The sequence below is a fragment of the Arenibacter troitsensis genome, from assembly GCF_900177645.1.
Taxonomy (GTDB): domain Bacteria; phylum Bacteroidota; class Bacteroidia; order Flavobacteriales; family Flavobacteriaceae; genus Arenibacter; species Arenibacter troitsensis.
The window spans coordinates 831,543-846,057 of the sequence record NZ_FXAO01000001.1 but is presented as its reverse complement, the minus strand read 5'-3'; the positions used below and the strand labels follow the sequence as shown (position 1 = coordinate 846,057).

The 14,515-nt window shown below is 38.8% G+C and carries 10 protein-coding genes; 5 read left to right on the top strand and 5 right to left on the bottom strand.

The genetic code is table 11. The features are described 5' to 3' along the window. Positions 1–70 precede the first annotated feature (70 nt). The gene (locus B9Y87_RS03400) at positions 71–1,492 is read left to right on the top strand and encodes a sulfatase family protein (protein ID WP_085496141.1); all 1,422 of its coding nucleotides are present in this window, start codon (positions 71–73) and stop codon (positions 1,490–1,492) included. Between the two features lie 57 nt (positions 1,493–1,549). On the opposite strand, the gene B9Y87_RS03395 is transcribed toward B9Y87_RS03400, so the two are convergent. From B9Y87_RS03395 to B9Y87_RS03385, 3 genes are all read right to left on the bottom strand, one after another. After that, positions 1,550–2,539, bottom strand: a complete 990-nt coding sequence (locus B9Y87_RS03395; RefSeq protein WP_085496139.1) for a bile acid:sodium symporter family protein — start codon at positions 2,537–2,539, stop codon at positions 1,550–1,552. Positions 2,540–2,744: 205 nt separating this feature from the next. Continuing rightward, entirely contained in the window at positions 2,745–3,836 is a 1,092-nt protein-coding gene (locus B9Y87_RS03390) for a DUF6544 family protein (protein WP_085496138.1), read from the bottom strand. Between the two features lie 58 nt (positions 3,837–3,894). Next, entirely contained in the window at positions 3,895–4,344 is a 450-nt protein-coding gene (locus B9Y87_RS03385; protein ID WP_085496136.1) for a hypothetical protein, read from the bottom strand. Positions 4,345–4,502: 158 nt separating this feature from the next. Here B9Y87_RS03385 and B9Y87_RS03380 point away from each other — a divergent pair, with 158 nt between their 5' ends. The 3 genes from B9Y87_RS03380 to B9Y87_RS03370 all read left to right on the top strand — a co-directional run bounded on the left by B9Y87_RS03380 (position 4,503) and on the right by B9Y87_RS03370 (position 9,257). Beyond that, complete coding sequence (locus B9Y87_RS03380) at positions 4,503–5,345, top strand: universal stress protein (protein WP_085496133.1); 843 nt, start codon at positions 4,503–4,505, stop codon at positions 5,343–5,345. A 352-nt stretch (positions 5,346–5,697) separates the two neighbouring features. Next, positions 5,698–8,076 (top strand): TonB-dependent receptor, encoded by a 2,379-nt coding sequence (locus tag B9Y87_RS03375; RefSeq protein ID WP_085496131.1) that lies wholly within the window; start codon positions 5,698–5,700, stop codon positions 8,074–8,076. 20 nt (positions 8,077–8,096) lie between these two features. Continuing rightward, positions 8,097–9,257, top strand: coding sequence for a PepSY-associated TM helix domain-containing protein (locus B9Y87_RS03370; RefSeq protein WP_085496129.1), 1,161 nt, complete (start codon positions 8,097–8,099; stop codon positions 9,255–9,257). 39 nt (positions 9,258–9,296) lie between these two features. On the opposite strand, the gene nhaA is transcribed toward B9Y87_RS03370, so the two are convergent. After that, a complete protein-coding gene (nhaA, locus tag B9Y87_RS03365; protein WP_085496127.1) occupies positions 9,297–10,604 on the bottom strand; it encodes a Na+/H+ antiporter NhaA in 1,308 nt (435 codons plus the stop codon). A gap of 219 nt (positions 10,605–10,823) precedes the next feature. Further along, positions 10,824–13,058: an FUSC family protein gene (locus tag B9Y87_RS03360; RefSeq protein ID WP_085496125.1), complete on the bottom strand. Its 2,235-nt coding sequence runs from the start codon at positions 13,056–13,058 to the stop codon at positions 10,824–10,826. A 201-nt stretch (positions 13,059–13,259) separates the two neighbouring features. Here B9Y87_RS03360 and B9Y87_RS03355 point away from each other — a divergent pair, with 201 nt between their 5' ends. Next, a complete protein-coding gene (locus tag B9Y87_RS03355; protein WP_085496123.1) occupies positions 13,260–14,159 on the top strand; it encodes a MerR family transcriptional regulator in 900 nt (299 codons plus the stop codon). Positions 14,160–14,515: the final 356 nt, after the last annotated feature.

Genomic DNA, 14,515 nt, shown 5'->3' with positions numbered 1-14,515 from the left:
TTTGGCTTTTGGGATTTAAGAATGATTATTTTTTGTTATCTTCAAATCCGAACAATAACAACAAATAGTAATGATCTTACATTGGCTTAATCCAGGCTTAAATATTAAAAAATTATTAATCTTAGTTCTATTAACTTCTTATTTCAGCATTGGCTATAGTCAGGAAAACCTAGGCAAAACCCCTAATTTCATCATCATTTTTGCAGACGATCTAGGTTATGGCGACCTAAGTATTTATGGTCATCCCACCATTAAAACACCGCAATTGGATAAAATGGCGACCGAAGGGCAAAAATGGACCAATTTCTACGTAGGAGCCAGTGTCTGTACCCCTAGCAGGGCTGCCTTATTAACAGGTAGATTACCCGTAAGAAGCGGTATGGCGAGTGATAAAAAAAGGGTATTGTTCCCAAATTCCAAATATGGTTTACCAAGCTCGGAAATAACCTTGGCAGAACAATTAAAAACAGTAGGCTATAGTACAGCATGTGTTGGCAAATGGCACTTAGGCCACAAGGATGAATACCTACCAACCAATAATGGTTTTGATTACTATTTTGGTATCCCCTACTCCAATGACATGGATTTTGTGGGCGATTATAAGGCTTTTAAGGAAACAAAAGGAAGTTTACCCACAGAAAATTTCAATGTCCCTTTAATGAGGAATACGGAAATAATAGAACGACCTGCCAATCAAAATACCATTACCAAAAGATATACGGAAGAAACCATTTCTTTTATCAAAAAAAATAAGGACAATCCTTTCTTTATATACTTGGCCCACAATCTACCGCATATTCCCCTATTTGCCTCTAAAGACTTTTTAGGCAAAAGTAAAAGAGGGATTTATGGTGATGTATTTGAAGAAATTGATCATGGCATAGGTCAAATTATCGCCACCCTCAAGGAAGAAGGATTGGACAAGCATACCATTGTGGTATTCACCTCGGATAACGGCCCATGGCTTTCTTATGGGGTTAATGGAGGGAGTGCAGGCCTATTAAAGGCCGGAAAAGGAATGACTTGGGAAGGTGGTATGCGGGAACCTTGCATTTTTTGGTCGCCAACCAACATTAAGCCAGCAGTGATATCCGATTTGGGCACTACCATGGACCTTTTCCCTACGTTTAGCGCCTTGGCCGGTGTACCAATGCCTAAAGACAGGATTATGGATGGGTTTGACCTAAGTGCCACATTATTGAAAGGCCATCCAACTCCAAGAAAGGGGGTTTTCTATTATAGGGGAACACAATTATATGCGGCACGACTTGGAGATTACAAGGCGCATTATATTACCGAAGGTTCCTATGGGCAATTTGGTGAAAAGGAAATACATAATCCACCAATCCTGTTCAATTTAAGTGTGGACCCATCCGAAAAATTTGATTTAAGGGCAAGTCACCCAGAAATTCTTGCAGAAATTGATCTTATGGTCAAGGAGCACCAGTCCAATTTAGTTAAAGGAAAAGACCAACTGGCAGATATTGAATAAAAATTACTAGGAAACAGCCCTAAAGTTCCATAGAAACTAGGTCTACGTAATTTTAAGCTAAGCCTCTACGATGGATTCCCCTTCATCTGGTCTAGTTGCCCGTATTCCGGCAATTATGCTCAAAATTAAGATTTGGGTGGCATGGAATATCATAAGGGGCAATAAAATTATGCCTATTGAAGCCATGTTGCCGAATAGAATTTTGGAAAAAACGGTTCCGTGAACCAAGGATTTTTTGGTGCCACAAAATTGGGCCGTAATTTGGTCTTCCGTATTAAATCTTAATTTTTTGGCTACAAATCCTGTTAAAAAAAATGCCACGTAAAATAATCCCAATACAGCTACAAAAAGTATCCCCAAATCTAAAAAGGATACCACACCAAAAATGTTTTCTTCAAACGATTCCGCAAAACTTTTATAGATGATAAGTAGAATAATGGACTTATCGAAAAGGCTTAAGTAGCTATTATATTTTTGTGCCAGTATCCCAAGAAATCGCTGTAAAAACAATCCCAAAATTACCGGAAGAATAATTTGCAGGATGAGTTTTGAATAGATGACTGTAAAATCAAAATCTGTTCCTGTCTCCTGCACAAAAGGCCCCATCCAAAGTGGGGTTATCAAAATGCCAATAATCCCAGATATACTGGCATTAAAAATTGCAGCGGGGATATTACCCTTGGCCATGGAAACCATTACCACCGAGGAAGATACCGTGGAGGGCAGTGCCGCCAAAAAAAAGAAGGCCAACCATAGGGTCTGCTGCTCTGAATTTTGCACTAGCGGATAAAATGCCAAAACAATTAGGGGAAAAATTAAAAAAGTGGAGGCCTGCACCAACAGGTGCAACTTCCAGTTCTTGAGTCCGGCTTTTAATTTGGATGGACTTAATTTTAAGCCATAAAAAAAGAAGATTAAAGAAATTCCTATTGCACTAATGGTATCGATAGGAACGCGACTGTCTGCCGTACCCCATTGTGGAAATATATAAGCTATTCCAATGACAGCTATTATGGACAGAACAAACCCATCTATCTTAAAATTCATATTTCGTCCCTGTTTTACAGTATGCCCATTACACCAACCTTGATAGTTCCAAAACGATTAGATTCCTATTATAACCACATACGGAACAATGAAGAATACGACCAATCCGACCTCCTACCGAGCATAAATTAAAGTGTCAAAATTAGAATATAATTTCATAGGGCAGTTACCGAAACTCCTAAACCTTTTATATTTCTATTAAAAACTACCTATTGAAATCGGTAACATTGTAGCTTATATCAACAACCTCAAATTTTCCATAGACAAAATCCATATCTGGGTAATGCCAAATAGCTTCGCCATAAGAAGGCAATTGGTAGCCATTTATGTTCTTATAATTGCTTGCCGGAGTTGAAAAAGGAAATGCTTTCATTTCCGAAACGGAATAGCGATCCTTGGAAACAAAATTTATTAGTTGTCCCTTTTCATTAAAATATAAAATGGCAGATATAGTGGTTCCCTTATTGTTAAAGGTGGCTTTTGCGCTTAAGCTATCCAAGGTTTCCCAACTAATTCTATCATCAATAAGGGCTGCTGGGGCAAATAAACAAAGATCGTTAAAAAAGGTGACCGTTTCCGTGGGATACAATTCCGGTTCTGACAAGTCCACCACCGAAAAAAGAGATAGGAGTTTTATCCGCATGTTGGCCACTTCGTTGGTATACTTATGATAGCCATAAGTGGGTAGGCCCATTACCTGGGCCTTCATAAAAAACAATCGGGTGGGCGAACCGAAAAAATTATATTGTTCCGAAGTAAATTTGAACCAATCCTTGCCCTTGTCGCGCATTTCTCCGGTGAACACAATTTTCATATTATAAACCTTAGGTTTTCCCAACGCCCCCACATAACGCAGATAGTTCTGAACGCATTCTGGCAAAGATTCCAGATCTTTATCTTTTAGAATATCAGGGGATGGGGCCACTACGCTCATGGCAGCAGCAACATCCTCCTTAAAACTATTTTCAAATGTTAAATTGGATTGGCCAATTATAGCTACGACCAAAATAATTGCATTCGCAATGGTCCCATATTTGGCATCTGCCCAAGTGGTGAAAATTAAACCCTGTGAAAGAATCACCATAATAATCCCCAGTATTGGCCACCAGTCCTTTCTTAAGAAAAATCCGATTGCTGTCACTATGAAAAGTAGGGCCGCCAAAAGCCAAAGTATTCCCATTGGCCTGGAAATTTCTTTGGTGAATTGTGCCATCTCCCCAAATTGGAAGGCTTTTGCAAAACCCATCAAATGGATAAGGCCGTGCAGGATTATCAATAACACCAAAACAATGCGCATATGCTACCTCTTTAAAATCATCAATAATTTAATCCGCTTATAATTCATTGATATTAGTTCAATTGTCCATCAAATTTGCAAGGGACTCACTATCAATAATAAATTCCGTTATGGCAAAGACCTCTTTCCTATTGCTACGGAACGTTGTTACGAAATTTGCCACCTCCTCCTCAAGATGTTCATGCTCGGTCCTAATTATACCGGCGTCCGCCTTATTAAAATCCTCCACCATTTGACCCAATTGTGTTCTATGTCTTTGAACTTTATCCAATAAATCCCGGCATTTATTCTTTAGGTCGAACAATCCAACTTTTAACTCTTTTACCATATCCAAATTTTCCGGCTTGGTAATCCACATAAAGTATTTCTCTATTAAATGATGTAAAAAGCGCAGGTCGTCCTTATAAAACTCCAAATCGGATTTCCAATGCTCCGTTAAAGCGTACAACTCGGACCAGGGTCCGTCCTTAACAAATTGTAATTCCTTATTGTTTTCGATATGTTCCATGATGTTAAATTTTAACGATTATGACAATAAATTTAGTTTAGTCATGGGTCTTTGAATATGACATATATCAGGTGACCTATGCCCAATGCATGACAACGGTCATTTTGAATATAGAATTTATACAGTAGCTTAGGAAAAGAAATCCTAATCGGCAAAAGATGAAAACCATTCTCTACGCAACGGACTATTCCGAAAATTCGGTCGCGGCATTACGATTGGCACACCTAATGACGAAAAAATTTGATGCAAAATTGTTTGTATTGCATGTTTTTGATATTCCATTAACACTAAGCTCAGTTTCCATAAGCCACATTAAAAAGGAAAAAAGACTATTGATCGAAAACCACAATAGATTGAAAGAATTTTGTACTGAACATCTGGGAGATACTTGGGAAGGCTGTAGTATTGATTTTATAGTTGAAGAAAACACATCTGTGGCACAAGGCATCTTGGAAAACGCTACGAAACTTGAAGTTGATCTCATTGTTGTTGGTACCAAGGGCACAAGTGCTATCAAGGATTTTCTTTTTGGCAGTGCAACCACAGCTATGATCAAAAAGGCGCCATGTGCACTATTGGCAGTTCCTGCCATGTCCCCATTGGAGGATTTTAAAACCATGGTTTATGCCACCGATTTTGAACAGGCCGATATTTTTGCCATCAATAAGCTTGTAAGGATTGCCAAGAAATTCAATGCACTTGTTCGGATCGTTCATATTTCTACCCCTGGAGAATATGCCGGAGATCAGCAAATGGAATGGTTTAAAGAAATGCTAAGACAAAAAGTGACCCGTACCAAAATGGAATTCGATCTAATCCTGGAGGAAGACGTTTTTGTAGGTCTAAATAGGTATTTGGAAAAGTATCATGCAAGATTGTTCGCGATGCTAGAGCGAAAGGATAGCTCCTTTTACCAAAAATTCCTTAAAACCGATAAGGTAAAGAAAATGATATCGGATACTTCCATACCCCTCATTAGTTTCAACCTTGGGGCATTATAAACTCAATTTCAGCCCGGTATATACCTCATATCCCCTTGGTAGCATCAAGTAAAAAATAGTATTGTAGACCATGACCTTACTGCTTCCCTTTTCCTTTTGATTCAATTGGATTTCCCCGTACTTTTCTTGAAGGATACTAATGGAAATCCCGTTAACATTGGTTCAAAAATTGGCTTTAAGTGGCTGGTTTTGGGTATTAACTTACACCACCTAACGGTTGCCCAACCCCTAAAATGGAGGCCAAACAATCTATTGTGCATTCTTATTTAAAATTATTCTAAATAGTTTTGCACAATATAAATTTCCATTCTATTTTAGCGCCTTATTTATAACAAGTCTAATTTAAAATAAAATGAAGGTTTTTTTTCTATTTATCAATTTGTTGATAACCACCACTATTTTTGCTCAAAATTTTGGGACAATTAGTGGCACTATAATGGACGATGAGAACAATCCTGTCCCATTCGCCAATATCTTTATAGAGGAACTTAAAAAAGGCGGGCTGGCCGATGAATTTGGCAAATATATCCTATCCGAAGTACCCTATGGGGACTGGCAAATTAAGGTTAGTTCTGTAGGATTTGGGACTAAAAAAATTCCAGTGACCGTAACTTCGGCCTACATAGACAATCAGATCATAAGACTTAGCTTGGACAACCCATTGAGTGAGGTAGAAGTATTTGGTAGAAGATTATCACATCCCGATAAAATTGAAGCACTTACGCGCCTACCCTTGGAGCCTTACGAGCAGATTCAGAGTATATCGGTCATTTCGGAAAAATTAATCGCAAATCAAGGTGCCCTTAGCATTTCCGAAGCTACTAAAAACGTTCCAGGCGTATACACTTTTGCTACCTATGGCAACAAAAGGGAGAGTATGTCCTCCCGTGGTTTTAGAGGTATTCCCATACTAAAAAATGGAGTTAGGGTTCATTCAGATTTTAGGGGTGTAGGTATTTTAACAGATATGCAAGGAGTGGACAATATACAAGTACTAAAAGGTGCAGCTTCAATTACACAAGGGGTTGCTACCGATTTAGGAAGTCCGGGAGGGGTTATCAATATTGTAACCAAAACCCCGATCTATCAATTTGGAGGTGCGGTTACCCAACGTTTTGGTAGTTTTGGGCAGGTAAGACCTACTTTCGATATTTATGGCCCAATAGACGACAACCAAACTGTAGCCTTCCGTATCAATGGTGCTTTGGAACGGGCAGACAGTTTTAGAACAGGTGTTAGTTCCGAGCGTATCTATATTAATCCTTCATTTCAATGGAAAATAGACGACAGGACAAAGGTAACCTTGGAGTTTGATCATTTTGACGATAGCAGAACTCCAGATCTCGGTACCGTAAATCTGGCCTCCAACGATGTAAGTGCCATATACGATCTTCCTGCCGATCAATTTCTAGGATTTGAAAACGACCGTTCGCTCACTAAAAACACAACCTATTCACTGAGGTTCGACAGACAATTGAACGATAAACTCACATTAAAGACCGCATTTTATAAATCCCATTTAAAATTGGACGACAAAGGAGCCAGTTTAGGCAGTGTAATTTCTGTAGATGATGTGGAACAATTCAATCTACGTACCAGGGGCTATTCCACTTCTACCCGAAACGATGATAACGGTGTACTACAGATTGATCTCATTGGTGATGATTTTAAAACTGGGAGTATAACACATACCTTTCAGGTGGGTTTCGATTATAGAACTTCAAAATACAGTACCACCAATCAATCGCTTAGCGCTTTGGACACCATCAATGTTTATGAGGACAATAGCAATACTTTGCCCAATGTAACACTTAACCCAGGGAATCCTGGAGCTGCCGAAAGTAAATCCTTGGGCCTTGTGGCGCAGGACGTTGTTTCCTGGACGGAATGGTTCAAAACATTTATGGGAGTTAGATACAGTACCACTGAAACTATTACCGATGTGGAAAATGATAAAAGTGATGCTTTTAGTCCATTGGGTGGAATAATAGTTAGTCCCTTCAAAAATATCAACATTTTTACATCCTACACCAACAGTGCCTATCCCAGAACGGCTGCACGCCTTGGTGTAAATGGTGAAGCACTGGGGAATGAAAGATATGACCAACTGGAAGCTGGTGTAAAGACTAGTTGGCTTGCAGACCGTTTACGATTTAACCTGACCCTTTTTAAAATCAACAATAGGAACATTAACCTACCTGTATACGATGAAAACTGGGTAGCTACGGGCTATTACCAAAAAGGCGGTAACGATCAAAGACAGGGAGTTGAAATTGAACTTACAGGAAGAATTCTGGAAAACCTGACCGCGGTTGCCGGATACTCCTACATTGATGCACAGTATAAGGAACATACGGCATACGTTTATGGTTCGGCCCCACTTAACACCCCTAAACATACTGCCAACGTATATCTCGATTATACATTTCAAGGTTTATTACAAGGTCTATCTCTGGGAGGTGGCGTCTACTACACGGGAGAAAGACCCATCAATGATTGGTCGTCCGGGGCGGTTACCCATGAAGGTATAGTTCCCAATGAAAAACCTTTCAATGTAGCAGCTTATACCTTAACCAATCTTCAAGCCGGATATAAGTTTAACCATCATTGGGATGTTAGGCTAATGGTGAACAATGTATTTGATCAAATTGGTTATAACGCCTATCGTACAAGCTATATTAACCAGACAGATCCCAGATCTTTTGCCGGGATATTACGATATACACTTTAACCGTAAATAAATAGACCAAAATGTCCAAAAAAGTTATAAAATATACCTTCAGAAAATTTATTAACGATGCCCATCTTTGGTTGGGGATAGGCAGTGGAATTATTCTATTTCTCGTCTGTTTTAGCGGCACAATATTAACCTTCGAAGAAGAAATAAAAGATCTTTTCGCCAAGGAGTTTGTGGTCGATGATGCTTCTGGAAGCCCTCTTTCAATGGTAGAACTAAAGGAAACCTTGTCCAAGGAAGGGATTGTAACCAATGTCACCATCCCAGCATCACGGGACGAAGCCCTAAAATTCAGTGTAAAATCTTCTCCAAAAGAGAGAAGAGGTACCACCTATTTAGTTGACCCCTATACAGGGGAATACCACAAAGTTCAAAAATCACACTTGGATGGATTCTTTTTAACCATGTTTAAGATGCACAGATGGCTCTTGCTGGAAACCGAACTTGGAAGGCCCATTGTTGGTGTGTCCACACTTATCTTCCTGTTCTTGGCCATTAGTGGTATTATATTGTGGTTTCCCCAAAAAATGAAATGGAAAAATTTTAAACCTGGCTTCAAAATCAAATTCAACGCAAACTGGAAGCGGATCAACCATGACCTACACAATACACTTGGATTTTATGCCTGCATCTTTTTGGTCATTATGTCATTGACTGGATTATTTTGGTCCTTTGAATGGTATCGTGATGCTGGCAGCAAGGTATTGGGTACCAAGGTTTTCGGAAATCGCGGTGGTGGGCCACAGTTTGAATCGGCATTAAAGCCCGGTACCGAGGAAAAAACCTTTGAGGAAATATTGCAGCTATCGTCAGTGGAATTGGCCTTTGAAGGCGAAACCACCATTAACATACCGGCAACAGACAAAGAAGTCTATATCATAACCAAAAATGACCATTCCAGATTTTCACCCGTAATCACGGATAAGCTTGTGTTGGACAGGGATGGTTCCCTTCTCCACAAGGAACTTTTTGCAGATAAGCCCTTGAACGTCCAAATAGCCGCTTTGATAAAACCTATACACATAGGTACCATTTACGGCAGCTTTTCAAAAATTATCTACTTCATTGCCTGCCTTATCGCAACTAGCTTACCTATTACCGGAACCCTTATTTGGATCAACAAACTGAAAAAAAAGAAGTCGAAAAAGAAACAACCTGTAATTACAACTATCTAATTCCCTGTGGTTTATCAAATTTATATTACAAAAGGGCCTTTATTGGCCCTTTTCTTTTCCGCCACTTAAACGCAATACCAGATATCCTACCAAACCTGAAACAACAGAGCCTATTAAAATACCGACTTTGGCGGAATCAATAAAAATTAAATTATTTGCAAATGCCAGGTTGGCTATAAAAATGGACATGGTAAAACCAACTCCTGCCAATATAGCTATTCCTGAAATCTGGAGAAAATTAATGTCCTCCGGCAATACAGCAATCTTTAATTTAACCCCTATCCATGATAATAATGTAACCCCCACCAATTTCCCAAAAAATAAAGCGATGGCTATATTCAGCATCAATGAGGTATTCAATTCCATACTAGCACCAAAGACGACACCTGCATTGGCCAAGGCAAAAATGGGCATTATAAAATAAGCCACCCACCCGTGAAGTCGATGCTCCAATTTTTGTAATGGCGATGTAAATTTATCGGTCAAATCTTCCAGATCGTCCATATAACCTATTTGTTCATTGGACAGCACCGGGACATTTTCGTTATTGGATTGGGCAATACCTGACATAATTTTTGACAGGTTCTCCTTAAAATAATGCATATCGATTTTTTGCCGAATAGGCACGGTAAAGGCCACTAGTACTCCGGCTATGGTTGGATGTATACCCGACTTTAAAAAAAGTACCCATATTATGACTCCAAGAATTATTGTCCAGTATTTGGAATAAATACCCTTGTACCCAAGAAATGAGAGTATCAATAAAGGAATCAATGAATACAAAATTAATAGCCAATCTACCCCGCCGCTGTAGAAAATAGCTATCACTATTACAGCTCCCAAATCGTCCACTATGGCAAATGCTGTAAGGAATATTTTAAGGCTCAGGGGAACCCTATCCCCTAATAGTTTCAAGATTGCCAATGAAAAGGCAATGTCGGTTGCCATGGGTATCCCCCAACCCTGAGCAGTTTGGGGCGAATCATTTAAGAAAAGAAACAAGAACAAAGGAACTATCATTCCCCCAATGGCTGCAAATAATGGAAACATGGCTTTTCTAAATCCGTTAAGCTCCCCAATCAGAAGTTCCCTTTTTATTTCCAATCCGATCAAAAAGAAAAATAAGGCCATAAGTCCGTCATTAATCCAAAGGATAAGTGGCTTTGTAAGCTGGAAAGTTTCGGATCCGATACCTATTTTATATTGCCATAAGGAATTGTAGGATTCACTAAATCCGGAATTAGCCCATATCATGGCAATAAGTGTAGCACTAAATAGGAGAATACCACTTAGACTCTCAATTTTTACAAATTTTTGAAAGGGGGTAAGAATAATTCTTTTGATCATAAAATATAAATGTAAGTGAACAAAAATGACAGGAATGTAAAAATACGGAAATGCATCGAATTGAGCAGGGCAAGGAATTGTTCTTGGCCCCTGTCTAATTATGAAATTAAGAACTACACATGAATAACTCAATTTCGCAATTCCCCTGGCAGCATAAAGTAAGTAACCATTTATGCTACCCGATTAACAAACGGCTATAAAAGACTAGCTTCCATTCTTCTATTCGAACTCAATTTTTGAGACCAGTTTTAACATTTTCCCACTTAAGGAAAATAGCCAGTGTAATTGTTCGGTCACCAAATGGGCCTCCTGAAGTTGGCGCTCCAATTTTACGTCTACCTTAGACGTGAGTTCCATATGCTTGGGTACAAAGCTGGGGAGCTGTTCCATGGAGAATTGATCACTTTGCCTTATGCCCGGTACCTGATCGGAATATGATCCCTTAAGCGCAAGAAGTACATCCTCTAGGTTTTTATCAATTTGAGCAATAAAATTTTTAAATTTTAACGAAGCCTCTGTGGTAGGGTTATTCTGTATATACGTACTAAATGATGCCAAGGACGAAAGAAAGGTATGGTTCAGCACTACCAGTTCATATATTTTATCAAGATTTTTTTGTTTGGATACGGGTTCTTGAGCCATTCTTTGAAAGGCCGAACTAAGGTTGGAAGTTTCCACGAAGGCCTCTTTACGCGATACCTTATAGGTCGTTGTAACCTTGCCCTTTTGTTCGTAATACAGGGCAATTTGGGCAAGAAAGCCTTTATTGGCCTTGACGCTATTTTCTATTTGCACCCTGATCTCCATAAACCCCCAAGCCGGTAAAATCCATAACATGGCCACAAAAGACAGACCGGCTCCAATAAGCGTATCCAATACCCTGTACTGTATAACGGTTATGATATCTGGACGGATAATAGCATAAACAAATACCACGGTAAGGGTTATGAATGTTGCCCCTGCCCTGTAATTTTTCTGGACCATTGAAAATGCAATAACCATAGAAACTACTCCCAAGGCCCCAAATACATAGGGATTCTGTATTAAAAAAACAAAACCGGTTGCAATGGCACCCCCCAAAAGCGTTCCTACAATTCTATCTTTCGTTCGGGATTTAGTAAGACCATAACTGGGCCTCATTATTACGATAATAGTCAAGAGTATCCAATATGGATTTTGAAAATCGAAGAAATTACCTAGAGCGTACCCTATCATTACGGCTACAGACAACCTTAACGAATGTCTAAAAATGGTAGACCTAAAACTAAAGTTGCTCAGCAATAATTTAGGATCATAATCCTGGGCAACTATAAATCGTTTGGCCGAAGTCTGATCTACCAAATCCACCTTACCCATATCCGGATTCCCCAAAAGCCATTTTATTTTTTTGAGTTTTTCAAATTGCTTTTGCAAATATTGCAACAGATTTTGAAGCATTAGGAACCTTTCATAATCTTCAGCAGCCCTCTCCTCCCTAAAGCTGGCTATTTCGCCTTCAACCTTTTCAAAACATTGGCCTAATTTGGAATTTTTGGGAAATTTATTTTGGTCCGTTCCCGCTTCGGCAATTGTCCTTAATTGGCTGGCCATTTCGAATATTAAACTCTGAAAGCTCTCAATAAACTCAGGATGATCCCCAAAAAGGTCATCCATTTTATCGTAATTGACCGGATTGGCAATTGCGGTTTCAAGCATATCTATCAATTCCACAAAGATCAACAGTCTCTTGGCCTGATAACTAGATCTTCCCGAGCTCTTCCTGGAAAGAAGCAAAATTTCCCTTAAGGTTTCATGATGCTCAATTAACTTACTTTGTATTTCATACAAATGGGTTTGCAGTTCCAATCGATCTTTCTTGGGGCCCACCAGCATACCCCTAGTTTCCAAAAATTCGGCTGTGAGCCTATACGTCTCCCAAAGTAGTTCCTCGGTTTGCGCTTTGGGGTTGATGCGATACCACAGCACTGCCAAGAGCAAATACCAGAGTCCACCAGCACCTATTAAAAGTGCATATTCATAAATTTCCAATTCCTTTGATTCATGGGCGAAACGCAATACTAGGGCCAACAAACCGGAAAAACTAATTAGTGAAGCTCTAAACCCATAGACCGAAATAAAGGCAATAGCAAAAGTTAGAAGACCCAAAACAGGGATCAGAAGCCAAGTTTCGAACTTCAAATACCCTCCAATAAAACTTACCAACATTACCAAGACCGCAGAAAACAAGATTCCAAACTTTTTGTGGCGGAAATTACCGCTCACATCACTGGGAGAACTCCAAAAGGCCCCAAAGCAAAGAGCAAGACCTATTTCTATATGTCCCCATACAATGGAAAGTAGAATTGGTACCGTAACTGCTATGGCAATCACAATGGACTTAGAGAAATTGGTACTTTTCAAGAAGTGAAGCAGTTCCCTGAAATTACTGAAAATGATCTGGCTGTACGATTTCAATTCATAATTGTTCAGCCATAAAGATACGATTTGCCATGGCTATGGCAAATATTGGAATAGCCTGTTACCGCGGAATGTTCCCGAGGAAAAAACCGGCTCCAAAAGCAATCACATAGAAATACCCAATTACATTAAAGATTTGAAGAAACTTTGAAATAAACTATATAAAGAATATTTTTGTTTAATCTTTTTTATAATTTAATGAACAACGTTAAGAGTAACTTTAGCATCAAAGATCTGGAAAATCTATCTGGCATTAAGGCCCATACCATTAGAATATGGGAAAAGCGCTACAATCTTTTTCAACCCAATAGAACAGATACCAACATTAGATGCTATGATATAGAGAACCTACAGAAACTTCTCAATGTTACCTTTCTTTATAACAACGGTTATAAGATTTCAAAGATCTCGCAGCTAGGGGAGGATAAAATTCCCGGCGTGGTACGAAATTTGATTTCTGGGCAAAGCAATAACGGACATGTTTTAAATTCCTTTAAAATGTCCATGATGAATTTTGACCAGGCATTATTCTTTAAAACATACAATGCCCTATTAAAAGAAAAATCGTTTAGGGACATTTTTTATGAGGATTTTATTCCTTTTCTAAACGAAGTGGGACTGCTTTGGCAAACGGATACCATAACACCGTCCCATGAACATTTTATCTGCGCCCTGATCAAACAAAAGATTTTGGTAAATACCGAAAAGCTGCAGTTCAATATACCTACCAACACTTCCAAAACTTTTGTACTCTATCTTCCAGACAACGAGATACATGAATTAGGGTTAATGTTCCTGAATTATGAAATCTTATCAAAAGGCTATCAAGCCATTTTTCTCGGACAAAGCATCCCGATATTCAGTTTAAAGGATTTATTGCCATTATATGATAATATTGTATTCGTTTCCTATTTCACAGTAAGGCCGGAAAAAGAGAATATTATGACGTATCTACATGATTTTCATGAAATGCTTTTAAAAAACTCTGCCTCCAAACTTTGGATTACAGGAAAAATGATCCAAGAAATAAATAAAAGAGATCTTCCAAAAACTATTGTTCCCTTCGCCCATATAGATGAAATGGTTCAAGAACTTTGACGAACCTAGGTTAAATAAGAGGTTTTAAACCTCATTGCAAGCCCTGAACCCAATAATAGAAATCGACCCAAGGGGAAAGGTATTGAACCTAGATCCCTCCGAAAAAGGCGGGATTAGTTCAACTTGCAATTTTTAGTGCGTCTTACTGACTTCTCAAAATTGAGTTTCACAAATAAATTTCAAATCTTACATCAAAGCGTTCCACCACCAGTATTCTAAAAACCAGTTAGGTAATTATTTTCCATCACTATTTATAAGCAAACCTGATAATCTACCTTTTCAAGATCATAGGCGTTTAAATTAATTATAAAACTATATGCAAAGCCTTTAAATGGTTTGGAAGGCTCCAATCCCAT

Coding starts and splice junctions, on each gene's coding strand:
- B9Y87_RS03400 (WP_085496141.1), top strand. CDS start 71: ATGATCTTACATTGGCTTAATCCAGGCTTAAATATTAAAAAATTATTA.
- B9Y87_RS03395 (WP_085496139.1), bottom strand. CDS start 2,539: ATGAATTTTAAGATAGATGGGTTTGTTCTGTCCATAATAGCTGTCATT.
- B9Y87_RS03390 (WP_085496138.1), bottom strand. CDS start 3,836: ATGCGCATTGTTTTGGTGTTATTGATAATCCTGCACGGCCTTATCCAT.
- B9Y87_RS03385 (WP_085496136.1), bottom strand. CDS start 4,344: ATGGAACATATCGAAAACAATAAGGAATTACAATTTGTTAAGGACGGA.
- B9Y87_RS03380 (WP_085496133.1), top strand. CDS start 4,503: ATGAAAACCATTCTCTACGCAACGGACTATTCCGAAAATTCGGTCGCG.
- B9Y87_RS03375 (WP_085496131.1), top strand. CDS start 5,698: ATGAAGGTTTTTTTTCTATTTATCAATTTGTTGATAACCACCACTATT.
- B9Y87_RS03370 (WP_085496129.1), top strand. CDS start 8,097: ATGTCCAAAAAAGTTATAAAATATACCTTCAGAAAATTTATTAACGAT.
- nhaA (WP_085496127.1), bottom strand. CDS start 10,604: ATGATCAAAAGAATTATTCTTACCCCCTTTCAAAAATTTGTAAAAATT.
- B9Y87_RS03355 (WP_085496123.1), top strand. CDS start 13,260: ATGAACAACGTTAAGAGTAACTTTAGCATCAAAGATCTGGAAAATCTA.